This window comes from Roseovarius sp. CAU 1744 (assembly GCF_039839345.1).
In the GTDB taxonomy this organism is placed as follows: domain Bacteria; phylum Pseudomonadota; class Alphaproteobacteria; order Rhodobacterales; family Rhodobacteraceae; genus Roseovarius.
Window position 1 is genome coordinate 41,027 of sequence record NZ_JBDOQV010000009.1, and the last position, 23,864, is coordinate 64,890.

At 63.1% G+C, this 23,864-nt stretch carries 22 protein-coding genes; 13 read left to right on the forward strand and 9 right to left on the reverse strand.

The annotated features are described in order from the left end of the window. Positions 1 to 201: 201 nt before the first annotated feature. From phbB to AAFO92_RS17795, 3 genes are all read right to left on the reverse strand, one after another. The gene (gene phbB / locus AAFO92_RS17785; protein WP_347537414.1) at positions 202 to 924 is read right to left on the reverse strand and encodes an acetoacetyl-CoA reductase; all 723 of its coding nucleotides are present in this window, start codon (positions 922 to 924) and stop codon (positions 202 to 204) included. 189 nt (positions 925 to 1,113) lie between these two features. Then, entirely contained in the window at positions 1,114 to 2,289 is a 1,176-nt protein-coding gene (locus tag AAFO92_RS17790; protein WP_347537416.1) for an acetyl-CoA C-acetyltransferase, read from the reverse strand. Positions 2,290 to 2,422: 133 nt separating this feature from the next. Then, positions 2,423 to 3,259, reverse strand: a complete 837-nt coding sequence (locus AAFO92_RS17795) for an EAL domain-containing protein (protein ID WP_347537418.1) — start codon at positions 3,257 to 3,259, stop codon at positions 2,423 to 2,425. 112 nt (positions 3,260 to 3,371) lie between these two features. On the opposite strand from AAFO92_RS17795, the gene AAFO92_RS17800 reads away from it, so the two are divergent. Both AAFO92_RS17800 and AAFO92_RS17805 read left to right on the forward strand, forming a co-directional pair. Continuing rightward, on the forward strand, positions 3,372 to 3,941 hold the full coding sequence (locus AAFO92_RS17800; RefSeq protein ID WP_347537420.1) for a DNA-3-methyladenine glycosylase I: 570 nt from the start codon (positions 3,372 to 3,374) through the stop codon (positions 3,939 to 3,941). A gap of 103 nt (positions 3,942 to 4,044) precedes the next feature. Then, positions 4,045 to 4,956 carry a DMT family transporter gene (locus AAFO92_RS17805; RefSeq protein ID WP_347537422.1) on the forward strand — a complete coding sequence of 304 codons (912 nt, stop codon included), beginning with the start codon at positions 4,045 to 4,047 and terminating at the stop codon, positions 4,954 to 4,956. A gap of 300 nt (positions 4,957 to 5,256) precedes the next feature. On the opposite strand, the gene glcF is transcribed toward AAFO92_RS17805, so the two are convergent. The 4 genes from glcF to AAFO92_RS17825 all read right to left on the reverse strand — a co-directional run bounded on the left by glcF (position 5,257) and on the right by AAFO92_RS17825 (position 9,640). After that, positions 5,257 to 6,546 carry a glycolate oxidase subunit GlcF gene (glcF, locus tag AAFO92_RS17810; protein ID WP_347537424.1) on the reverse strand — a complete coding sequence of 430 codons (1,290 nt, stop codon included), beginning with the start codon at positions 6,544 to 6,546 and terminating at the stop codon, positions 5,257 to 5,259. Further along, positions 6,543 to 6,911 carry a hypothetical protein gene (locus AAFO92_RS17815; protein WP_347537425.1) on the reverse strand — a complete coding sequence of 123 codons (369 nt, stop codon included), beginning with the start codon at positions 6,909 to 6,911 and terminating at the stop codon, positions 6,543 to 6,545. The genes glcF and AAFO92_RS17815 overlap by 4 nt, the downstream gene beginning before the upstream one ends. After that, the gene (locus tag AAFO92_RS17820; RefSeq protein ID WP_347537752.1) at positions 6,908 to 8,125 is read right to left on the reverse strand and encodes an FAD-binding protein; all 1,218 of its coding nucleotides are present in this window, start codon (positions 8,123 to 8,125) and stop codon (positions 6,908 to 6,910) included. The genes AAFO92_RS17815 and AAFO92_RS17820 overlap by 4 nt, the downstream gene beginning before the upstream one ends. Positions 8,126 to 8,200: 75 nt before the next feature. Further along, entirely contained in the window at positions 8,201 to 9,640 is a 1,440-nt protein-coding gene (locus AAFO92_RS17825; protein ID WP_347537427.1) for an FAD-linked oxidase C-terminal domain-containing protein, read from the reverse strand. A gap of 79 nt (positions 9,641 to 9,719) precedes the next feature. Between AAFO92_RS17825 and AAFO92_RS17830 the strand changes: the two genes are divergently transcribed. From AAFO92_RS17830 to AAFO92_RS17880, 11 genes are all read left to right on the forward strand, one after another. Beyond that, a complete protein-coding gene (locus AAFO92_RS17830) occupies positions 9,720 to 10,415 on the forward strand; it encodes a DUF599 domain-containing protein (RefSeq protein ID WP_347537754.1) in 696 nt (231 codons plus the stop codon). A gap of 61 nt (positions 10,416 to 10,476) precedes the next feature. Then, complete coding sequence (locus AAFO92_RS17835) at positions 10,477 to 10,836, forward strand: hypothetical protein (protein ID WP_347537429.1); 360 nt, start codon at positions 10,477 to 10,479, stop codon at positions 10,834 to 10,836. Between the two features lie 81 nt (positions 10,837 to 10,917). Continuing rightward, positions 10,918 to 12,057, forward strand: a complete 1,140-nt coding sequence (locus AAFO92_RS17840) for a pyridoxal phosphate-dependent aminotransferase (protein WP_347537431.1) — start codon at positions 10,918 to 10,920, stop codon at positions 12,055 to 12,057. A gap of 197 nt (positions 12,058 to 12,254) precedes the next feature. Next, complete coding sequence (locus tag AAFO92_RS17845; RefSeq protein WP_347537433.1) at positions 12,255 to 12,959, forward strand: GntR family transcriptional regulator; 705 nt, start codon at positions 12,255 to 12,257, stop codon at positions 12,957 to 12,959. Then, complete coding sequence (locus AAFO92_RS17850; RefSeq protein ID WP_347537435.1) at positions 12,949 to 13,857, forward strand: dihydrodipicolinate synthase family protein; 909 nt, start codon at positions 12,949 to 12,951, stop codon at positions 13,855 to 13,857. The genes AAFO92_RS17845 and AAFO92_RS17850 overlap by 11 nt, the downstream gene beginning before the upstream one ends. Further along, on the forward strand, positions 13,854 to 15,344 hold the full coding sequence (locus tag AAFO92_RS17855) for an aldehyde dehydrogenase (RefSeq protein ID WP_347537437.1): 1,491 nt from the start codon (positions 13,854 to 13,856) through the stop codon (positions 15,342 to 15,344). The genes AAFO92_RS17850 and AAFO92_RS17855 overlap by 4 nt, the downstream gene beginning before the upstream one ends. After that, positions 15,341 to 16,891, forward strand: coding sequence for a trimethylamine methyltransferase family protein (locus AAFO92_RS17860; protein ID WP_347537438.1), 1,551 nt, complete (start codon positions 15,341 to 15,343; stop codon positions 16,889 to 16,891). The genes AAFO92_RS17855 and AAFO92_RS17860 overlap by 4 nt, the downstream gene beginning before the upstream one ends. Beyond that, a complete protein-coding gene (locus AAFO92_RS17865; RefSeq protein ID WP_347537440.1) occupies positions 16,891 to 18,081 on the forward strand; it encodes a cytochrome P450 in 1,191 nt (396 codons plus the stop codon). The genes AAFO92_RS17860 and AAFO92_RS17865 overlap by 1 nt, the downstream gene beginning before the upstream one ends. Beyond that, on the forward strand, positions 18,078 to 18,809 hold the full coding sequence (locus tag AAFO92_RS17870) for an SDR family oxidoreductase (protein WP_347537442.1): 732 nt from the start codon (positions 18,078 to 18,080) through the stop codon (positions 18,807 to 18,809). Before AAFO92_RS17865 ends, AAFO92_RS17870 begins: the two co-directional genes overlap by 4 nt. After that, positions 18,806 to 19,540, forward strand: a complete 735-nt coding sequence (locus AAFO92_RS17875; RefSeq protein ID WP_347537444.1) for an SDR family oxidoreductase — start codon at positions 18,806 to 18,808, stop codon at positions 19,538 to 19,540. Before AAFO92_RS17870 ends, AAFO92_RS17875 begins: the two co-directional genes overlap by 4 nt. Next, positions 19,537 to 20,868, forward strand: a complete 1,332-nt coding sequence (locus AAFO92_RS17880; protein ID WP_347537446.1) for an FAD-binding oxidoreductase — start codon at positions 19,537 to 19,539, stop codon at positions 20,866 to 20,868. Before AAFO92_RS17875 ends, AAFO92_RS17880 begins: the two co-directional genes overlap by 4 nt. Before the next feature lie 148 nt (positions 20,869 to 21,016). On the opposite strand, the gene cueR is transcribed toward AAFO92_RS17880, so the two are convergent. Next, positions 21,017 to 21,403 carry a Cu(I)-responsive transcriptional regulator gene (cueR, locus tag AAFO92_RS17885; RefSeq protein WP_347537447.1) on the reverse strand — a complete coding sequence of 129 codons (387 nt, stop codon included), beginning with the start codon at positions 21,401 to 21,403 and terminating at the stop codon, positions 21,017 to 21,019. 12 nt (positions 21,404 to 21,415) lie between these two features. Beyond that, on the reverse strand, positions 21,416 to 23,863 hold the full coding sequence (locus AAFO92_RS17890; protein ID WP_347537449.1) for a heavy metal translocating P-type ATPase: 2,448 nt from the start codon (positions 23,861 to 23,863) through the stop codon (positions 21,416 to 21,418). Position 23,864 lies beyond the last annotated feature (1 nt).

Below are 23,864 nucleotides of genomic sequence, written 5' to 3' on the forward strand. Positions count from 1 at the left end.
GAAAGGAGAAGGCCGGTCAGCAGACTGGCCTTTTTCGTCCGTCGTCAGCGCGGGGCATTCGGTTCACGCGAAAGAAACATCCTGCAATGAAGGGATCTATGCCGTTCATCCAGCTGATGAGAATGCCTTGGGTGCGGCGTGACACCATCAAAAAAAGAGCCACCCGATTGGATGGCTCCTTGGGTCGGAAATCGTCTGGTGTCAGACGAAGAACTGCGCGCCATTTGCCGAGATGGTGGAGCCGTTCACGAAGCCGGCATCCTCTGAGGCGAGGAACGTCACGCAGCGCGCGATTTCTTCCGGTTCACCCAGACGTCCGGCCGGGATCTGGCCGATGATCGATTCGCGCACCTTTTCAGGGACGGCCATGACCATCTCGGTCGCGATGTAACCGGGGCAGACCGCGTTGGCGGTGATCCCGGCACGCGCGCCTTCCTGGGCCAGCGACTTGACGATGCCCAGATCACCGGCCTTGGTCGCGGCATAGTTGACCTGCGCGAACTGGCCTTTCTGACCGTTGATCGAACTGATCACGATGACGCGACCGAACTTGCGTTCACGCATGCCGGGCCAGACCGGGTGAACGGTGTTGAAAACGCCGGTCAGGTTTGTGTCGATCACCTGGTGCCATTGTTCGGGCGTCATCTTGTGGAACGGCGCGTCCCGGGTGATGCCCGCATTGGCGACGACCACGTCGATCGGGCCAACCTCGGCCTCGACCTTGGCAATGCCCGCGGCGCTTTCGTCATAATCCGCAACGTTCCACTTGTAGGTCTTGATACCGGTCTCGCTGGAAAAGGCGGCGGCGGCCTCATCATTGCCGGCATATGTGGCGGCGACATTGTAGCCTTCGGCTTTGAGTGCTTTTGAGATGGCCGCGCCGATGCCGCGCGATCCACCGGTGACGAGTGCAGTTCGTGCCATTAGTTCCTCCAGTCTGGCAAATAGGGTTTGGTAACTCTGTTACTATTTGGGATTAAGGTGCGCAACATTATTGCGCGAAGAAATGGCTGCAGTGCAGCAAATCGCCATCCGAAATCGACGGAGCATAAACTTTTGCAGGGTGCCGGGCCGCCGGCGCGGCACCCCGGAGAGAGTACGATTCGCGCCCTGTCAGCCGCGTTCCACGCAGAGCGCCACACCCATGCCGCCGCCGATGCACAGCGTGGCAAGGCCTTTCTTGGCGTTGCGGCGCTTCATCTCGAACAGAAGCGTGTTCAGCACCCGGCAGCCCGACGCACCGATCGGATGGCCGATGGCGATGGCGCCACCATTGACGTTCACGATCGCCGGATCCCAGCCCATATCCTTGTTGACGGCACAGGCCTGCGCGGCAAAAGCTTCGTTGGCTTCGACCAGATCCAGATCACTGACGGACCAGCCGGCCTTGTCCAGCGCCTTGCGGCTGGCATAGATCGGGCCGATGCCCATGACCGACGGATCCACCCCCGTCGTTGCGTAGGAGGCGATGCGCGCCAGCGGTTCGATGCCGCGTTTCTCGGCCTCTTCGGCGCTCATCAGCAGGGTTGCGGCGGCACCGTCATTCAGGCCCGATGCGTTGGCGGCCGTGACGCTGCCATCCTTGGTAAATGCCGGGCGCATCTTCTGCATGGCTTCCAGGCTTGCGCCGTGGCGGATGTATTCATCGCTGTCGACGACGATGTCGCCCTTGCGTGTCTTGACGGTGAACGGCGTGATTTCGTCCTGGAACTTACCCGCCTTCTGGGCGGCTTCGGCCTTGTTTTGTGAACCGAGGGCAAATTCGTCCTGCGCCTCGCGACTGATCTGCCACTGCTCGGCAACGTTCTCGGCGGTCTGGCCCATGTGGTAGCCGTTGAAGGCATCCCACAAACCATCGCGGATCATCGAATCGATGTATTTGACGTCGCCCATTTTCGTGCCGGCCCGCAGATGCGCGACGTGGGGGCTGAGCGTCATGCTTTCCTGGCCGCCCGCAGCGACGATGCCGGCATCGCCTAGCTGGATATGCTGTGCGCCGATTGCCACCGCACGGAGACCCGAACCGCAAACCTGGTTGATGCCCCAGGCGGCGCTTTCCTTGGGCAGGCCGGCGTTGATATGTGCCTGGCGGGCGGGATTCTGGCCTTGTCCGGCGGTCAGAACCTGGCCCATGATGGTTTCGGATACCTCGGATTTGTCGATACCCGCGCGTTCCACCACGGCTTCGAGAACCGCGGCACCCAGATCATGGGCGGGCGTATTGGCGAACGAGCCGCCGAAAGAGCCGACCGCGGTACGGGCCGCGGAAGCAATTACTACGTTGGTCAATGATTTTCCTCCACCAGAGCGGTTGCAAGTCGCGCGGGAAGGCGGCGGCGTGTCTGGCTGCGCCATTTGCATCCCGCATCTGATGAGGTCATAGCGCAGCCGTGGCAGGGCGGCAACCGCGGCAATCCGTCAGTCAGGCGGATGCTTGCGTCATGCCGCGTTCCTGCCAGGGCGGATTCACCGTCGGCGCGCCGAAATAATACCCTTGCAGACAGTCGATGCCCATCTGGGCAAGATATTCGGCATCCTCAGGTTTCTCGACGCTTTCGGCCACGGTCACCATGTCGAATTGTTCGGCCACTGATGACAGCGCGGCCGTCAAAATCTGGTTGTCGGAATCATGGGCGATACCGCGAATGAACTGACCGTCAATCTTGAGGATGTCGAAATAGAAATCCTTGAGATAGCGGAAACTGGTATAGCCCGCGCCGAAATCATCCAGGGCAAAGCTGATTCCCTTGCGCTGAACCTCGTTCATGAAACCGACCACCAGTTCGGGCACCAGCATGGCAGAGCTCTCGGTGATCTCGAGGATGAGGCGTTCAGCGACCGTCGGGTCGCTTTTCAGTCCGCGCCTCAGGATGCGTGTCCAGCGGCTGTATCCGATCGACCGCGCGGACATGTTGATTGACAGGCGCAGGCCGGGGTTTTCCGACAGGGTCTGAATGCCCTTTTCCAGCGCCAGGCAGTCGATGATGCGCCCGGTTTCCGTCGCCTCGATCACGTCGATGAAATCCCGGGCGGGAATGATGCGCCCGGTTTCGTCCAGCACGCGAACCAGGCCTTCGTAGAATGCCGGCTGGTGCTGGTTGGCCGAGGGCACGACCGTCTGAAAGGCCAGCATGACCTGTTTATGCTTCACCGCGTGGTTGACCATCTCGATCACCGTGCGATCGCGGGCCGAGACGGCATAGGATAACGGGTTGTCATGCCCTTTCGGAACGTCGGCCCAGTTGAAGGAAGATGTCATGATCGTCTCCGGATGTGTTTGATTGCACATTGCGGCGTTCAGGCTAAGGATGGGTTAAACCAATGATTTGAAAGACTTTGGCAACCGGCGGGCCAAAGCGGGAGGAAAGACCATGGAGAGATGCGGCTGGGTCGGGCAGGAGGAGATTTATATCGCCTACCACGACGAAGAATGGGGCGTGCCGGAATATGACAGCCGTGCGCTGTGGGAGAAACTGATACTGGACGGGTTCCAGGCCGGCCTGAGCTGGATCACCATTCTGAAGAAGCGGGACAATTTTCGCGAGGCATTTCAGGGGTTTGATCCGAATGTCATCGCCGGTTGGGGTGAGCGGGAAGTGACCCGGCTGCTGCAGGATCCGGGCATTATCCGGCACCGGGGCAAGATCGAAGCCACGATCGCCAATGCAAGAGCCTGGCAGCGGATCGAAGCTGAGACGGGTTTTGACGCCTATCTGTGGAATTACGTGGGTGGCCGCCCGATTCAGAACGGGTTCGGGCGCTTGCAGGACGTCCCCGCCAAAACCGAAATCTCCGAAGAAATTTCGAAAGATTTGAGGAAAAGAGGGTTCAAGTTCTGCGGGCCGACGATCGTCTATGCGTTCATGCAGGCCTGCGGGCTGGTCAATGATCATCTGGTCACCTGTCCCTGCCGTGAGAAGGTTGCCAGGCTGGCGCGCTAGTGGTGGCGTGAGATATGCCGGGGTGCCGATCCGGACATTGATGAGAATTCGCTTGTTGTCGGGTGGCACAAGCGTCTAACTCGGCGTTGGAAACGGGGGCATCATGGTACGATCCGACAACCTGACCGGCGCGCTGCTGATGATGGCCTCGATGGCGGCGTTCACGCTCAATGACACGATGATGAAAATGCTGGCAGGAGAAATCCCGCTCTTTCAGCTGCTGTTCCTGCGTGGCGTGATCACCTCGGTCCTGGTCGCGCTAGTGGCCTGGCGGATGAACGCGCTGACATTGCGGCTGCCCAAGCGGGATCTGAAATTCATCGGGCTGCGAACCGTGGCCGAGATCGGGGCCGCGTATTTCTTTCTGACCGCATTGTTCAACATGCCGCTGGCCAATGTCACCGCCATCCTGCAGGCGCTGCCGCTGACCATTACCCTTACCGCGGCGCTGGTGTTCAAAGAGCCGATCGGCTGGCGGCGGCTGCTGGCGATCCTGACCGGTTTCATCGGCGTCCTGCTGATCGTGCGACCGGGCGCAGAGGGGTTCAACAGTTATTCACTTTACACGCTCGCGGCGGTCGCCTTCGTGACCTTGCGGGACCTGTCGACGCGGAAACTGTCCAGGGAAACGCCATCGATGCTTGTGACCTTGGCCACGTCGGTCGCGGTCATGGTGGTGTTCGGCCTGGCCAGCCTGCCCCGGGAATGGGTGGCGATGGATCTGCGGGCCGGGGCGCTGACATTCGGTGCGTCGTTCATGATCATTGGCGGGTATCTCTTTTCCGTCATGGTCATGCGGGTGGGCGAGATCAGTTTTGTCGCGCCGTTCAGGTACACGGGGCTGATATGGGCGCTGGTGCTGGGTTGGCTGGCATTTGGCGAATGGCCCGACCCGATCACGTTGCTGGGGGCGGCGATCGTGGTGGGCAGCGGCATGTTCATGCTCTACCGCGAGGCCCAGCTGGGCCTGGCGACGCGGCGCGCACAACGTTTCCGGGGCCAGCGGGAACGGTGATCATGGTACCAGCTTCGTGGACGAATCTGCCATTCGGTTGCGTTCCCTCCGCGCGGAATCAAGGCCGCAGGCCGCCGCGCGATCGCCAGACCGACCCCCGGACTGGCGATTGGGTGATGTTGGCGCATCCTTCAGGGCATTGTCGGAGTTGGCAGGGATAAACTGCGCCGAACCAAGGTTGTTCGCCACCCCGCGGTCTGGCCATCGCGCGGCTCTCGTTGACTGACCGCTCTGGGCTCGAACCGGCCAGGCGACGACGGGATCACGACATTTTTGTCTGACCGTCTGATGGTCCCCGGCTCACCCTTCCTTCAGCGCGCGGGGCTCAGGACCGCCGGTGGCCCAATCGAGCAGTTCGACGGTGTGGACGATCGGAATGTTTGTTCCTGATCCGATCTGCATCATGCAGCCGATATTCCCCGCGGCGATCACGTCGGGCGATCTCGCCTCGAGCGTCCTGATCTTACGCGCCTTGAGCTTGGCCGAGATTTCCGGCTGCATCAGGTTGTAGGTGCCCGCCGAACCACAGCACAGATGCGGATCAGACGGCTCGACAATCGTAAATCCCGCGCGTTTCAACAGGTCTTTCGGATAGGTCTTGATCTGCTGGCCATGTTGCAGCGAGCAGGCCGCGTGATAGGCGACGACCATCTCCCTGTCCGGCCCCTCGGGCAGGTCGAGCTGCATCAGAAGTTCCGAGACATCCATCGCGATCTGCGATACGCGCGCGGCATCTTCGGCCAGCGGTTCGTTGCGGAACATGTGCCCGTAATCCTTGACCGTTGTGCCGCAGCCGCTGGTATTGATGACGATCGCATCAAGGCCCTTGCCATCCATTTCGGCCGCCCAGGCCCGAATGTTTCCGGCGGCGGAGGCATGGCTTTCCTGCGTCTTGCCCATGTGATGGGTCAGCGCGCCGCAACAGCCGGCACCCTCGGCCACCACAACCTCGCAACCCAACCGCGTGAGCAGGCGGATGGTGGCATCGTTGATATCCGTGTTCAGCGCCTTCTGCGCGCAGCCGGTCATCAGCGCCACGCGTTTGACCGGTTTGCCCTGGGCGGCAAAGCTCTGCGGGTCGTCATTGCGGCTGACCGGCGGGATATGTTTCGGGGCCATCTCCAGCATCGCGCGCAGCCGGGCATCGGGCATCAGCCGGGCAAAGGGCCGCCCGATCCGGGCCCCCAGCAGGGCCAGCCGGAACCGCGTGGGATAGGGCAGGATCCTTGACAGCATCCAGCGCAGCGCGCGGTCATCCCAGCGACGGGTGTAATTCCGCTCGATATACTCCCGCGCGTGATCGACCAGGTGCATGTAATGCACGCCTGAGGGGCAGGTCGTCATACAGGCCAGGCAGCTCAGGCAGCGGTCGATATGTTTGACGGTTTTCTCATCGGGTTTGCGGCCCTTCTCCAGCATGTCCTTGATCAGGTAGATGCGACCGCGCGGACTGTCGAGCTCGTCCCCCAGTACCTGATAGGTGGGGCAGGTCGCGGTGCAGAAACCGCAATGGACACAGGCCCGCAAAATCTGGTTCGATCGCGCGGTGGCAGGGTCTTGCAGTTGATCGGGGGTAAATTCGGTTTTCATTCCTCGGCCAGCATCTGTGCAGTGTAAAGCCCGAACCAGGGCAGGGTGGTGGCCATCGCGCCGATGGCGAAAATGACCTTTTGAAGGGGTCGCGACTTGATGCGATACCGCAGGGCCAGCGCGCAATAGGCCAGGACGACGATCCAGGACAGCCAGCTTGCCACGATGACCGCAAGGCCCGGATAGGGGCTGGGTTCGTACATCGGCGCCATCCATGTGGCGATGCCGAAGGCCACGATCATCAGCAGGATCGCACAGGCCATCAACGCCGCGATTCGGTGCCGGCTGGGCGCGGGCCGGGCAAGCCGCCAGAACAGAACCGGGCCGAGTACGAAGACGACGAAGAAGGTCACGATCAGCTTCATGTCCCTTGTCCCATCAGACCCGGGTTCAATATGGCGCGCGGGTCAAACCTCTGCCGTAACCCAGCCTGCAATCCGGCCACCGCTTGCGGGAGCGGCTGAAAGACGCTTTCGGTCCGGCGCAGATCAGCCGGGGCCTTGAACAGCGTGGCATGGCCGCCCACCGACTGCACGTTGAACTGCAGATTGTGATGCAAGACACGGATACCCTCGTCCGAGTTCTCTCTTTGACCATCCGCGCCATAGGTCGCGGCATGAACAAGCTGATCGCTGGCCGCGCCGATCCACAGCAGGCCACCGCCCCAATCTAGCACACAGTCGTATGCGTGCATCTGGTCCATCGTATCAAGGAGCTCCAGCGCATCGCTGGGTTTGACCGAGACACGCCAGACAGCATCATGATCCCGAAGGGCTTCGACATCGCGGATGTATTGCCATCCGGCACGGGTGCGTTGGGGGTCGGTTTCAAGCGTGAATGTCCCGAAATCCGCAAGCAAACCCTGCAGCTTTTCGGCGCGGTAGGCGACGGAGTTCTCAAACCCTTCCAGCCGGATCATCGTCACGGGGGCACCATCCACGCCTTTGCACAGATGCGCCGCTCCGGTTACCTCGAAAGGTGATCCAAGCGCCACGCTTAGCGCCTTGACCGCATCTGCAACGCCCAGCCCCTCCAGCAGCAGAACACCGGTCGCATGTGACTTTGGCAGCACCTTCAGCGAAACTTCGGTCAGCACGCCCAACGTGCCGAAACTGCCGGCCATCAGCTTGACCAGATCGTAGCCGGTCACGTTCTTCATCACCCGGCCGCCATTCTTGATGATCCTGCCCTGGCCATCGACAAACCGCACCCCCAGCAGGTGATCGCGACAGGCGCCCACCTGTATCCGCCGCGGGCCCGAGACATTGGCCGCCACGACGCCGCCGATTGTCGGCGCACCGGTCGTGCCCAGCAGGGGCCGGTGATCCATCGGCTCGAAGGCCAGCCGCTGCCCCTCGGCATCCAGTACCTTTTCAACCTCGGCCAGCTTCGTGCCCGCGCGCGCAACAAGCGTCAGGGCGCCAGGCTCGTAAAGCTCGATGCCGCTGAGCCCGGTCGTGCTCAGCACTGCCCCCTCGACCGGCGCGCCGACGGGCCGGGTACCGCCCCCCTGAACACGCAGCGGCGCGTCGGTTTCGCTGATCACTTGCGCCAGGTCGGCCTCGGATGCGGGGGTCAGCTCTTTCATCGTTGCAAAAATACTCCGGGGTGAGGCCGTCAGGCCGAGGGGCAGCGCCCCTATATCAAGTTAACGCTATTCCGCCGCGATCCGGCGCGTGTCCGAGGCGGCAAGCGGAAATACCTTCGCCGGGTTCAGCAGCCATTTCGGGTCGAACACATCCTTGACCGCCATCTGGATATCGAGATCGTCAGGCGCATATTGGTCGATCATCAGGTCGCGCTTTTCGATGCCCACCCCGTGTTCACCGGTCAGGCAGCCGCCGACCTCGACACAGAGCCGCAGGATATCGGCGCCGAAGGCCTCGCACAGCTCAAGATCGCCGGGCTTGTTGGCATCGAACAGGATCAGCGGGTGCATGTTGCCGTCGCCCGCATGGAACACGTTGCCCACATCCAGACCGTATTCCTTGCTCATCTCGCCGATGCGTTTCAGCACATAGGGCAACTGGCTGACAGGGATCGTTCCATCCAGGCACATGTAGTCATTGATCTGCCCCATGGCCCCGAACGCGGACTTGCGGCCCAGCCAGATCCTGGCGCTTTCCTCGGCCGAGGTGCTCTCGCGCAGCTCGACCGGATCATGTGTGCGGGCGATCCTGACGATCGTGTCCAGCTGTTCGTCAATCTCGGCGTCGCTGCCTTCGACCTCGACAATCAAGAGGGCCTCGCAATCGGGGTATCCTGCCCCGGCAAATGCTTCGGTCGCGCGGATGCAGGGGCGGTCCATGAACTCTATCGCCACCGGCAGCACGCCCGCCTTGATGATGTCCGATACGCAGGCGCCGGCGACCTCGTTCGAGTCGAAGCCGATCAGCACGGGCCGCGCACCCTCGGGCTTGCGCAGGATCCGCAGCGTGGCCTCGGTGACGACGCCAAGCTGGCCCTCTGACCCGCAGATCAGGCCCAGCAGGTCCAGTCCTTCGGCGTCGAAGAACGCGCCGCCGATCTCGGTCACGGTGCCATCCATCAGCACCAGGGTCACACCCATCAGATTGTTGGTGGTGACCCCGTATTTCAGGCAATGCGCTCCGCCCGAATTCATCGCGATATTGCCCGCAATCGCACAGGCAAGCTGGCTCGAAGGGTCGGGGGCATAGAAAAAACCCTCAGCCTCGACCGCACCGGTGACCGACAGGTTGGTGCGGCCGGACTGCACCCGGATGAAACGATTGTCATAGTCGGTTTCCAGCACCTCGTTCAGACGCGCCACGCCCAGGATCACGCTGTCGGCGGTGGGCAGCGCCCCGCCCGCCAGCGACGTGCCCGAACCGCGCGGCACCACCGGCACGCCCATATCGTGGCAAATCCTGAGCACGTCCGAGACTTCCTGGGTCGAACCCGGCAGTACCGCCAACAAGGGCGGGCATTTATAGGCGGTCAGCGCATCGCATTCATAGGCGCGTGTTTCGTGGTCGTCGGAGATGATCGCATCCGGGGGCAAGACCGCACGGAGACGGTCGATCAACTCTGCTTTGCGCGCGATGATCAGCGGGTTGGGTTGTGGCATTTCCATTGATATTCTCCGATTGGTAATAATTTATAACCAATTTATCCGACTGGCAAGTCGATCCATGACGCGCTATGCGGGAAGTATGGATCTGATCGAACGGCTTTCGCATTTTACCACATTGGATCTGGCGGCGCTCTGTCTCTTGGTGCTGGGTTGGGGCGTTATCGGCTATCTCATTGAAAACGAATTCAAAAGCATGAAGTCGGTCACGATATTGATGGCCGGCTACCGCCGAGAGTGGATGGCGCATATGATCGCACGGGAACCGCGCGTTTTTGACGCGCAGTTGCTGATGATGATCCGGCAGGGCACGTCGTTTTTCGCGTCGGCCACGATGCTTGCCATCGGCGGGTGTCTGGCGTTGCTGGGCAACACCGAACGCCTGATGGGCATCGCCGCGGACCTGACCCTGGAGGGCGGCCCCAGCATCGTCTGGGAGTTGAAGGTGCTGGTGATCCTCGGCTTCCTGGCCAATGCGCTGTTCAAATTCGTCTGGGCCAACCGCCTGTTCGGCTATTGCGGGGTCCTGATGGGGTCGGTGCCCAATGATCCCTCTGATCCGCAGGCCAGGATACGGGCCCAGAAGGCGGCCGAGATCAACGTCACGGGCGCGCGCAGTTTCAACCGCGGGCTGCGCTCGATCTATTTCGGCCTGGCGGCAAGCGCCTGGCTGCTGGGGCCGGGGGCGTTGATGGCTGCGGTGGCGATGACCTGTTTTGTACTTTTTCGGCGAGAGTTTGCATCGCGGTCAAAGGAAATCCTGATGTTGCCGGAATGAAAACACAGCTCACACATAGTCGTGACTCGAAATCTTTGCGGGTCCGGATAAGATGAGATGCATGACTAAATTTCTCACGCTGCTCACCGCTTGTCTGATCGCGTTCCCCGCCTGGGCGGAAGGGCCGCAGATCATCGATGCCCGCATCAAGAAGACCGGCATGGTCTGGCGGGTCGATGTGACCCTGAAACATGCGGATACCGGGTGGGAGCACTACGCGGACGGCTGGGAGGTTCTGGATGCCGAGGGCAACCGGCTGGCCTATCGCGAATTGCTGCATCCGCATGTCGACGAACAGCCATTTACCCGATCGCTCAGCGGGGTGGTCTTTCCCGATGGCACCCGAGAGGTCTTTATCCGCGCCCGTTGCAATGTCGATGGCTGGGCGGGGGAAACCACACGGGTTGCGTTGCAGCCGTGACCGGCGGGTGACGGCAGGGGTTCGAAACCCTCAGGCGATGGGTTATGCAGCAGGGACGCACCCTTTGCCGAAAGCCCTGCCATGCCGTCCCTTCCCGATTTCAGACTGGAAACGCATTTTGCCAGATGGGAATTCAAGGCGCGGTATCATCTGACCGCCTCGGATGCCGAAAGCATGTCGCTGGGCGATTTGCTGGCAATGGCCACGCCGGAAGAGCGGGCCGAGTACGAGGGGATGTGGCTGGGCTATACCGAGACCTTCGGCGCGTCCGATCTGCGCGCGGCTGTGGCGGCCACCTACGCGGATCAGAACGCCGCGAATATCCTGTGTTTCGCCGGCGCAAGCGAGGGGATTTTCGCGGCCAACAACGTGATCCTGGATCGTGACAGCCACGCTATCGTGGTGACGCCCAATTACCAGTCGCACGAGACGTTGCCGATGGCGATCTGCAGCGCTACGGGTGTGCCGCTGGACCCGGATGACGGGTGGTCGCTGGATATTGACCGGGTGGCCGATGCCATTCGGCCAAACACAAGGCTGGTCACGATCAACTTTCCGCATAACCCGACCGGCGCCATCCTGCCGACGGATTGCTATCAGGCGCTGATCGAGCTATGCCGCAAACACGGCATCTACATCCTGCATGACGAGATTTTCAACGGGCTTGGGCCGTCCGGCACCGAACACCTGCCGTTCGTCGCGGACCTCTACGAGCGTGGCCTGTCGCTGGGCGTGATGTCGAAATCCTACGGGCTGCCGGGGTTGCGGATCGGCTGGATCGCCTGTCAGGACACGGATGTGCTGTCCCGGATGGAGCGGATGAAGCATTACCTGTCGATCTGCAATTCCGGCCCCAGCGAGCGGCTGGCCAAGATCGCCCTGGAACATCGCCAGACGATCCTGGCGCGCAACTGTGCCATCGTGGACGAAAACCTGCCCAAGTGGGATGGGTTCTTTGCCCGCCACCCCGATCTTTTCGAGTGGTCGCGCCCCGACGGGTCTTGCATGGCGTTCCCGCGATACAAGGGCGCTGACGGGGTCGAGGCGTTTGCCCGGTCTCTGGTCGAGGAGGCGGGGGTTCTGTTCCTGCCCAGCACCATCTATTCCTCAGAACTGGGTCCGACACCGACGGACCGTTTCCGCCTGGGTTTCGGGCGCAGGGGGCTGGACGAAGGGCTGGCCGCGCTTGAGGCGCATCTGCGCAAGAACAGGCGCGCCTGACAGCCCAGGCCTCGGTATGATCGCGGCGACCCCTGCCGCCTGAATTTCGGCCCGAACAGCAGCTTTCTGACCTGTCTCACCCCCGTGGCGAAACCAATCCGCACGGTCTGTTCCAGGCCTGTGCTGCGGCCTGCCTCGAGAAAAAGCTGGACTCGTTATGCAAAATGTATACAAAATGTATCCAGCGAGGAGATTCGATGGCCAAAGACAAGAAAACCGCCTGTCTGGACGATCTGCGCATGCGGATATTGCGGCAGGATATCGCGCCGGGCAGCGATCTGGACGAGGCCAGCCTGTGCGACCATTACGGTATTTCACGCACGCCCATGCGAGAGGTCTTTCAGCGCCTCAGCGGCGAAGGCTATGTGCGGATCGAGCAGAATCGCGGGGCCAAGGTTGCCTCGATGGATCTGACGGTCATGCGGATGTTCTTCCAGACCGCACCGATGATCTACGCCAATGTCGCACGCCTGGCCGCCGAAAACCGCCGATCGGACGAGATCCCGCCGCTGAAGGCTATACAGGAAGAGTTCCGCGCCGCCGTTCTGGCAGGGGACACCGCCGGGGCGGCCCTGCTGAACCATGCCTTTCACGAACAGATCGGCATCATGTCACACAACCCCTACCTGCGGGCCAGCCTGGGTCGGATGCTGATCGACCACACGCGGCTGAGCCAGACATTCTACCGCCCGGTCTCGGAGGACGAAAAACACCGTGTGACCAAGGCGATTGACCACCATGACGCGATGATTGTCGCCATCGAGCGGCAGGAATCGGCGGTGATCGTCGACCTGACGATTGATCACTGGAACCTGTCACGCGACCGGCTGGAGCAGTTCGTTTCCCCCGACCCGCTGCCGCTGGACGTGATTGCAATGAAGGACAGAAAACATGCGCTTTGAAGGCATCTACACGCCCCTGGTGACGCCCTATAATGATGATTTCAGCGTCAACGAGCAGGCGCTTGCCGATGCGGTGGACCTGCTGATCGGTGCGGGCGTGCACGGGATCATCGTGGCGGGCACGACCGGTGAATATTACGCGCAGAGCTTTGATGAACGCATCTGGTTGATGAAGCGCGTGCACAAGCTCATCAACGGGCGCGTGCCGATGATCGCGGGCACCGGCGATATGCGCACTGAAAACAGCATCGAATACGCCAAGGCCGCCAGGAAGGTGGGTGCGGATGCGCTGTTGATCGCCACGCCGCCCTATTCCTGCCCCACCGGCCGCGAGGTGGCACTGCATTGCCTTGCGGTGGACCGCGCCGCCAACATGCCCGCGATGCTTTACAACTATCCCGGCCGGATGGGCGTGAACATGGACGAGGAAACGCTCGATCGCCTGGGGCGGTCGCCCAATTTCTGCGCGATCAAGGAAAGCTCGGGTGATATCAACCGCCTGCACCTGCTGGCGCGGGACTATCCGCATATCCAGCTGAGCTGCGGCATGGACGACCAGGCGCTGGAATTCTTCGCCTGGGGTGCGCGCAGCTGGGTCTGCGCGGGCTCCAACTTTGCCCCCGAGGCGCATATCGCGCTCTACCAGGCTTGCGTGGTCGAGGGCGATTTCACCAAGGGCCGGGCGATCATGTCGGCGATGCTGCCGCTGATGCGGGTGCTCGAACAGGGCGGCAAATTCGTCCAGTGCATCAAGCACGGGTTGACCATGCGCGGCATCCCTGCCGGCCCACCGCGCAAACCCCTGCATCCGCTCAACAAGGACGACAAGCGGGCGCTTGAGGAAGTGATCCGCACCATGAACACGGCCGTGGCCAAAATCACAGGAGAGGCCAAATGACTGACCTTCTGACCCGCGACGAATATGGCGCCATCGCCGCCGAGATCGACCTGCCCGCAACCCCGTTCATCGACGGCAAGTTCCGCAAGGGCTCGGGCCCGATGATGGACACGATCAATCCGGCCACCGGCGAGGTGCTGACCAGGATCAGCACTGCCAATGCCAAGGATGTTGATTTCGCGGTCAAGAAGGCGCGCGAGGCGTTCGATCAGGGCCACTGGTCGCGCCTGCACCCGTCGGAGCGCAAGGATGTGCTTATCCGCATGTGCAAGCTCATCACCCGCCGCCGTCGCGAACTGGCGGTGATGGAAAGCCTCGATAGCGGCAAGCCGGTTCTGGATTGCGAGACGATCGACATCCCCGAGACCATCCACTCGATCAAGTGGCACGCTGAACTGGTCGACAAGATCTACGACCAGACCGGACCATCCGGCGATGATGCGATCAGCATGATCGTGCGCGAACCGCTGGGCGTGGTGGGCGTGGTGCTGCCGTGGAACTTCCCGATGCTGATGATGGCGTGGAAGATCGGCCCGGCGCTGGCCGCCGGCAATTCGGTGATCGTGAAGCCCGCCGAACAGACCAGCCTGACCGCTCTGCGTCTGGCCGAGATTGCCCATATGGCGGGCGTCCCGCGCGGCGTGCTGCAGGTGCTGCCGGGCGATGGCCCCTCGGTGGGTGAGCCGCTGGGGATGCACATGGATGTGGACATGGTAAGCTTTACCGGCTCAACCGAGACCGGCAAACGGTTCCTGCGATATGCGGCCGACAGCAACATGAAAGAGGTCACGCTGGAATGCGGCGGCAAGAACCCCTGCGTCGTGCTGGCGGATGCCGAGAACCTCGATCACGTGGCGCAACATGTGGTCAACGCGGCGTTCTGGAACATGGGCGAAAACTGTTCGGCGGCGTCGCGGCTGATTGTGCACAAATCGGTCAAGGAGCCGCTGATGGAACGCATCGTGGCGCGCATCCGCGACTGGAAAACCGGCGATCCGCTGGACCCGGCAAACCATCTGGGCGCGCTCATTGACGCCGAGCACTGCAAGAAGGTCGGCAAGTACCTGAAGGGCAAGGCGGTGGTTGGCGGCAAGGCCGATGGCAATTTCGTGCCGCCCACGGTCTACGAGGTGAAAGCCACGGACAAGAAGGCGCAAGAGGAAATCTTTGGTCCGATCCTCAGCGTGATCGAAGTCAGCAGTACCGAAGAGGCGATCCAACTGGCCAACGACACGCCCTACGGCCTCGCGGCGAGCGTTTTTACTGCCAATACACGGGCTGCCATCCGCGCCGCGCGCGAGATCAAGGCGGGGACCGTTACCGTCAACTGCTACGGCGAGGGCGACATCAGCACACCTTTCGGCGGCTACAAGCAATCCGGTTTCGGCGGGCGCGACAATTCGGTCCACGCCCATGACCAGTTCACCCAACTCAAGACCATCTGGATCGACCTGGGCGATCCATCTGAAGGAGACAACGTAGGATGAGCGTGGAAGCAGTGGGCAAGACCCGCCGCGGACGGGGCGCGCGAACATCGGCGCGACAGGTGAAGGATTTCACCATGCTGCCCGCCCTCAAGCGGCAGATGCCGCTGACCGAAATGATGGACCAGGAGCAGGTTGAACGGATCGACGCCGCGTCGATGCATATCCTGGAAAATGTCGGTGTGCACTTCCGCGATGAAATCGCGCTGGAGGACTGGCGCAAGGCCGGTGCCAAGGTTGTGGGTGAAAACGTCTACCTGGATCGCGGGCTGGTGCGCGAACTGATCAAAACCATCCCCGAGACTTTCACCTATCACGCCCGCAACCCGGCCAACAACCTGCCCTTCGGGCGCGATCATGCAATTTTCGTGCCGATGACTGGTGCGCCTTTCCTGCGTGACCTTGACGATGTGCGCCGCAACCCGACGCTGGAGGATCTGGCGAATTTCCATAAGCTCAGCCACATGCTACCCGCGCTGCACTCCTCGGCGCATCACATTGTCGAACCCTATGATCACCCGATCAGCCAGCGGCACCTGCGCATCACCTATTCGTCGATGAAACACTCCGACAAGACCTTCATGGGGATGACCACCAGCCCGAAGAATGCCGAGGACGTGATGGAGATGTGCGCGATCCTCTTCGGCGAGGACTACCTGGAAACCCACCCGGTGGTGACCGGCAACTGCAACGGCAATTCTCCGCTGGTCTGGGATGAAACCATGCTGGGCGCAATGCGCGCCTTCAACAAGCGCAACCAGCCGGTGTTGTGTTCGCCCTTCGTGCTGGGCGGCGCCAACACGCCGGCGAGCGTGGCGCCCACGGTGGCGCAACTGAATGCCGAGGCGCTGAGCGCGCTGGCCTATACCCAGGTGGTACGCAAGGGTTGCCCTGCGATCTACGGCCATTACCTCTCGACCGTCAGCATGAAATCCGGCGCGCCGATGGCGGGTACGCCGGAGATTTCGATGATGAACATGATGATCGGCCAGATGGCGCGGTTCTACGGCGTGCCGTGGCGCAGCTCGACCAACCTGGGCGGGGCCAAGACATTCGACGCGCAGGCGGGCTATGAGAGCGCCACCACGCTGATGGCGCTGCAGATGGCCGGCACCAACTACATGTGGCACAGCGCGGGCTGGAACGAGGCCGGGATGCACTGTTCGATGGCCAAGTTCGTCGTCGACGCGGAACAATGCGCGATGGCACATCGCATGGCCTCGGGCATCCGCTGGGATGACTTTGACGAGGCCGTCGCGGCGGTGGGCGATATCGGTCCCGGTGGGCATTACCTGGGTCATCCGCACACGCTGGAGAACTTCCAGCGGGCGTTCTTCATGCCTGATCTCTTCGACAACAACTCGATCGAGCAATGGCAGGCCGAAGGCAGCATCGAGATCAACCAACGCGCGCTGCAATACACCCGCGACCTGCTGGCGAGCTATCAGGAACCCAGCCTGGGCGAGGACGTGAACGAGGCGCTGCTGGACTACATTGCCCGGCGGGAACGTGAAATTCCTGCGGCTGACGCGCTTAACCAGGAGTATTGATGACACCCGCGCTGCCCTATCTCGATCTTGCCGATCCCGGCTTCTCGACCCGGAGCCCCGAGGTGCTGGCCGCGCGGGACAGGGGATGGTGCGCGCAAACGCCCTACGGGCTGGCGGTGCTGCGCTATCGCGAGGTCGGCAAGATCCTGCGGGACCGTCGGTTTCGCCAGGGCAGCCACAACTGGCCCGAGATCGTCGGAATCAAAGGCCGGTTCGCCGATTTCTGGCGGCATTCGGTGATCGGCCAGGAGGGCGAGGCGCATGGCCGGATGCGGGCCCTCGCGGTTCCCGCGCTGAGCAAGGAATATGTGCTGAGCCTTGCGCCGGTATTTCTGGAAGCGGCCCGAGAGCTGTGTGCCCAACTGCGCAAGACGGATCACGCCGAGTTCCAGTCGGCGTTCAGTGATCCCTTCACCGGAAAGGTCATCGCGGCTCTTCTGGCCCTGGAAGAGGACGAGTGGCCCGGTGCCGCTCGTGACGCCTCGGAACTGGGGCTGGCGATGGGGATCACGGCAAGGCAGTATGAAGACCGCTGCAATGCCGCCTGCGAACGGTTGTTTGATCTGGCCGAACGGCTGGTCGGGCGGGTTCGGAGCGGCCGTGATCGCGACAGCTATGTTGCCCGCATGGTGGCCGAATTCGATCGCAACGGCGATTGCAGCCACGAAGAACTGCTGAATACCATCGTGATCTCGATCTTTGGCGGGGTGGATACGACCCGCGCATTGCTGGGCCTCGGGCTTTCGCTTTTCATCGAGAACCCGGCACAATGGCGGGCCCTGCGCCGCGATGCCGGCCTGATCCCGGCGGCGGTAGAGGAATTTATCCGCGCGCGCCCCACGACGACATGGGCCACGCGGGAAGCGACAGAAGATGTGGAGATGAACGGCACGGTCATCCAGCGCGGTACCGTGCTGCATCTGCTGGTTCACTCTTCGGCCCGCGACCCGGAAATCTGTGACGATCCGCGCTTCGATATCACCAAGCCGCGCAAGCGCCATTTCGGATTTGGCGGCGGCGCGCATCATTGCATCGGCCATTTCGTCGCCCGTACCGACCTGGCGGCGGCGTTGACCGCGCTGCGCGAAACCTTTGAGACGGTATCTTATGACGGCGAACCCGAATGGATGCCGGACAGTGGCAATACCGGGGCCATACGCCTGCCGATCAGATATGAGGTGGCGAGATGAGGTTTGCAGGCAGACGCGCCCTGGTGACCGGTGCATCGGGCGGGATCGGCAAGACGCTGGTCGCGGCCCTGAGGGCCGAGGGCGCGCAGGTGGCGGTGACCGATCGCGATACCTCCGGGGTTGAGGCCGACGCGCATTTCGACGGTGACCTTCTGGATGGCGCGTTCTGTGACGCGCTGCCCGGCCGGGTGGCCGCGGCGCTGGGCGGGCTGGACATTCTGTGCAACAACGCTGGCGTCATCACCCGCGGCGACATTACCACGGCGACCGATGCCGACTATGCGCTGACGATGGGCGTCAATGTCGAGGCACCGTTTCGGCTGTGCCGCGCAGCCATCCCGATCATGGCCGGCGCGGACGGTGGCGCAATCGTCAACACCGCGTCCTGCTGGGGCCTTAGCCCGGGGCCGGACCACCCGCTTTATGTCATGTCCAAGGCGGCGGTGGCCTCGCTCACGCAATGTCTGGCACGGGATCACGCGCGGCAGGGTATCCGCGTCAACGCGGTATGTCCGAACGAGGTCAACACGCCGATGCTGCGCACCGGTTTCGCCATTCGCGGCCTCGACCCGGACAAGGCGGTGGTGGCGCTGAATGCCAGCGTTCCCCTTGGCCGTATCGCCGAGCCCGAGGATATCGTCGACGTGGTTACCTTTCTGGCGTCTGACGCGGCGCGCTATGTCTGCGGTGCGCTGGTCGAGGTCAATGGTGCGAAACCGGTCGGATGACGGGGCGGTTCGCGGATAAGGTGGCGTTGGTCACCGGCACCTCGAGCGGGATGGGGCAGGCCACCGCGCGGATGCTGGCCGACCAAGGCGCGCGGGTCTTTACCGCGCAGCGCGGCGCGTCCGAACACGATGCGATCCCCGCCGATTTGACCGACCCGGCCGCACCTGAACAGGTGATTGGCCACATCATCGGGGCCGCCGGCCAGCTTGACATTCTGGTCAACAATGCCGGCATGATGCGCGAAGGCACCGTCGAGGAAACCAGCCTGGACGACTGGTCTTTGCAGATGCAGGTCAACCTGACCGCGCCCTTCCTGCTGATCCGCCATGCGATGCCGCTGCTGAAGGCTGGTCGTGGTGCGATCGTCAATGTCGGCTCGATCGAGGGGCTTGGATCGAACCCGCGCCATCCGGCCTATTGCGCCTCGAAGGCCGGGTTGCACGGGCTTACCCGCGCCGTTGCGGTCGATCACGGTCCGGACGGCGTGCGCTGCAACGCGGTTGCGCCGGGCTGGATCGACACGCCGCTCAATGTCGATTTCATCGAAAGCCTGGGCGATCCTGAGGCGTTTCGCCGCGACATCGGCCGCATTCACCCGGTTGGCCGCACCGGCACGCCCGACGAGGTCGCGCGGCTGATCTGCTGGCTGGCGTCAGACGAGGCAAGTTTCATCACCGGCCAGATCTATACCATCGACGGTGGCCGTACCGCACAGTTGAGTTTGCCATGAAAGTAAAACGTCTGCCGGTGGATACCGGCCTTTCCGGCTGGAACGGCATCCTGCCGCCGCCTGGCGCCCCTGACGAGTTGACTGCGCCAATCACCGCCGACTGGCTGGTCATCGGCGGCGGTTTTGCCGGGTTGTCGGCGGTGCGCAGATTGTCGCTTCTGCATCCGGACGCGCGGATCGTTCTGCTGGAGGCCGGTCGCATCGGCCAGGGCCCTGCCGGGCGCAATACCGGTTTCATGATCGACCTGCCGCATCACCTGACCTCCGAGGGTTACGGCGGCCAGATGGAGCGGGATCGCCAGGATGCCGCCGCCAATCGCGCGGCCATCGAATTTGCCGCCGAAATGGCCGCCGATTTCGGGTTGAGCGCCGAGGCGTTCGCGCGGCCCGGCAAGATCAACGCCGCCGCGTCCGAGCGTGGCCACCGGCACAATCTGGACTATGCACAGCACCTGACCCGTATGGGCGAGGCGCATGAGATGCTGGATGCCGCGCAGATGCGCGATATCACCGGCACCGATTATTACCAGGGCGGCCTGTTCACCCCCGGGGCCGGCCTGATCCAGCCGGCGCTCTACGTGCGCAGCATCGCCGGCGGGCTGAAATCGAACCGTGTCAGCCTTTACGAGAATGCGCCGGTGACGCATCTGAGCCGCGGCCGCGACTGGACCGCCCGCACGCGGCACGGTTCGGTCACCGCGCCCAGGGTCATCATGGCAGTGAACGGGCATGCCAACAGTTTCGGGCATTTCACCGGGCGGCTGATGCATATCCACCTCTACGCCTCGATGACCCGCGCGCTGACCCCCGGGGAATGCGCCCGCCTTGGCGGGGACGCGCGTTGGGGTCTGACACCGGCTGATCCGATGGGATCGACCGTGCGGCGTATCTCGGGCACAGGTGGTGACAGGATCATCGTGCGCAACCGGTTCACCTATGACGCCGCGATGCAGGTCAGCGATGCGCGTGTGGCGCGGATGGCGCGCGACCATGACAAGAGCTTTGCCGCGCGTTTCCCGATGCTGGCCGGCGTCGAGATGGAATTCAGGTGGAGCGGCCGGCTCTGCCTCAGCCGCAACAGCGTCCCGGCGCTTGGCGAGGTGGATGAGGGGCTTTACTCGGCCTGCTGTCAGAACGGTCTGGGCGTGGCCAAGGGCACGCTGCACGGGATGCTGATGGCCGATCTCGCCTCGGGCGTCGGATCGGACCTGCTGAACGCAGTCCTGGATCAGCCGCCCCCCTCGCGCCTGCCGCCGGAACCCTTTGCCTCGGTCGGGGCCAATGCCATGCTGCGGTGGAGCGAATACAAGGCCGGCAGGGAGCTCTAGCCGGTTCGCCGTGGTCTGCCGCCCTGATCCGTGCTGGTCAATGGATTTGATCTGTCAGGGGCAAGAGGCCCTGCGCTTTCACCGTTCCCGAAATACTCAAAGAGCAATCGTCGGCCCGCGCGCATTGCGCCTGCCGATCCGGGCGGCCTCACTCGGACGCCAGGTCGCGCAGAATGGGACAATCGGGCCGGCTGTCGCCAGCGCAGGCCCGCACCAGTTCGTTCAGCGTGGCTTGCATGGATCTGAGCTGGGCGATCTTGTCCTCGATCTGGTGCAGGTGATCCTGCGCCAGCCGTTTGACATCGGCGCTGGCCCGGTTTTCATCCTCGTAAAGCGCCATCAGCGCGCGGCAATCCCCGATCGAAAACCCGAGCGCGCGGGCACGGCCCAAAAAGGCCAGCTTGTGCAAGTCCTTGTCGCGGAACGCGCGATAGCCATTGGTGTCGCGCAGCGGCCGAATGAGGCCGATCTCCTCGTAATAGCGGATGGTCTTGACCGGGATGGCCGTGCGTTTTGCCACGTCACCGATATTCATCTCGGGCTCCTTTCACGCGGTTCCGGCCGGGGTCATGCGGCGCAGCCGCAGGGCATTGGTCAGGACGAAAACCGAAGACAGCGCCATCGCCCCCGCCGCCAGCATCGGCGACAGCAACAGCCCGGTCAGCGGGTATAATACCCCCGCCGCGACGGGGATCAGCGCGACATTGTAGGCAAAGGCCCAGAACAGGTTCTGCCGGATGTTGCGCATCGTTGCCCGTGACAGCGCCAGCGCACGCAAAACCCCGTTCAAATCGTCCGACATCAGCACGACATCGGCCGCCTCGATCGCCACATCCGTTCCGCTGCCGACGGCAAGGCCGACATCCGCTTCGGCCAGCGCCGGGGCGTCGTTGATGCCGTCACCGACAAAGGCCACCGGCCCGAACGCGTCACGCAGGGACGCAACGGCCTCGACCTTGCCGCCGGGCAAGACCTCGGCGGTGACGTGGTCGATGCCCAGCTGGCTGGCGATCGCCTTGGCCGTAGCCTCGGTATCTCCGGTCACCATCGCCACCCTGACCCCCTCGGATTGCAGGCGCTGCACCACCGCGCGGCTGGAGGATTTGACCGGATCGGATATCGCCAGAACCGCGGCCAGTGCGCCGTCGATTGCCGCATAGACCGGTGTTTGCGCAGCCCGGCCCATATCGGATGCGGCGCCGACAAATGCGCGGCAATCGACACCGTTCTCCTGCATCAGCCGGGCGGTGCCGACCAGCACATCGTGGCCGTCTACCCGCGCCGAAAGGCCGAATCCGCCGATGGCGGCAAACTCGGAGACCGCCGGAAGGTCAACGCCTTCAGCCAAGGTTTCGATCGCGCGGGCGACGGGGTGTTCGGACCGGGTTTCGGCCGCCGCGATCAGGCGCAGGGTTTCCGCACGATCGCGTCCCGCGCTTAGCTCGATCCGGGTGACGGTTGGCCGCCCTTCCGTCAGGGTGCCGGTCTTGTCGAAGGCGACGAGCCTGACCGAATCCAACCCCTGCAGGGCATCGCCCTTGCGAAACAATACGCCCAGTTCGGCGGCGCGGCCCGTACCCACCATGATCGAGGTCGGGGTGGCCAGCCCCATGGCGCAGGGGCAGGCGATGATCAGCACGGAAACACCTGCCACCATCGCATAGGCAAAGGACGGCTCCGGGCCAACGACGCTCCAGCAGAGCACCGTCAGCAGGGCCAGCACGATGACGATGGGCACAAATACCCGTACCACCCGGTCGGCCAGTGCCTGGATCGGCAATTTCGTTCCCTGCGCCTGTTCGACCATCGCGATGATCTGCGCCAGGACCGTGTCCCGCCCGACCTTGGTGGCGCGGAACGACAGCGCGCCATTGCCATTGACGGTGCCGCCGATGACCTCCTCACCTTGGGTCTTGGCGACGGGCAGCGGCTCGCCCGAGATCATGCTTTCATCGACATAGGACTCGCCCTGCAGCACCTCGCCGTCAACCGCGATCCGTTCGCCGGGGCGGACATGGACGGTATCGCCCACAACCACCTGGTCGATGGCGATGTCGATGACATCCCCGCCACGCTCGACCCGCGCAGTCTTGGGCTGCAGGCCGACCAGGTTGCGGATCGCGGCGCCGGTCCGTCCGCGCGCGCGCGCCTCGAGCCAGCGACCCAGAAGGATCAGGGTGACGATCACCGCCGCCGCCTCGAAATAGACCGCTGCGGTACCTTCCGGCAGCAGCGAGGGCGCAAAGAGCGACAGGGTGGAAAACGACCATGCCGCGCCGGTGCCAATGGCGACGAGGCTGTTCATTTCAGGCGCGCCCTTCAGCAGGGCGGGGATGCCACGGGCAAAGAATTGCCGTCCCGGCCAGATCAGTACGAGGGTGGTCAGCAGGAACTGAACCAGCCATGCGTTCCGTTGCCCGATCATTCCATCGACCCAGTCGCGCATACCGGGGATGAAATGGCTGCCCATTTCAAGGGCGAAAACGGGCAGGGTCAGCGCCGCGGCGATGACAAAGGCGGCCCGCGCGGCGATGATCTCGTTGCGGGCGTGGTCGGGGCGCGTATCGGGGGCATCCTCCACGGGGCGCGCCTTGTAACCGGCGCCGGTCAGCGCCTGCGACAGCTGCGCCGCGTCAGTGGTTCCCACCAAGTACCGTACCTGCGCGCGGCCGGTGGCAAGGTTGACAGTCGCCTCCAGCACGCCGGGTACGGCCCGTAATGCGTCCTCGGCCCGGTGGACGCAGGACGCACAGCTGAGGCCCTCTACGGTCAGGGTGATGTCTGCCTCCCGGGCGGGATAGTTGGCCGCCTTGAGCGCGCCGGTCACATCGGCAATGTCGGCACCGGTCAGCTGCATCCGCGCCGTGCGCGCGGCGAAGTTGACCGAGACCCCGCTGACACCCGGCAGGGCGGTCAGGGCACGTTCGGCCCGGCCGGCGCAGCCCGCACAGCTCATGCCGTCGATTTCCAACTGTAATGTCACAGCCTCAGCCATT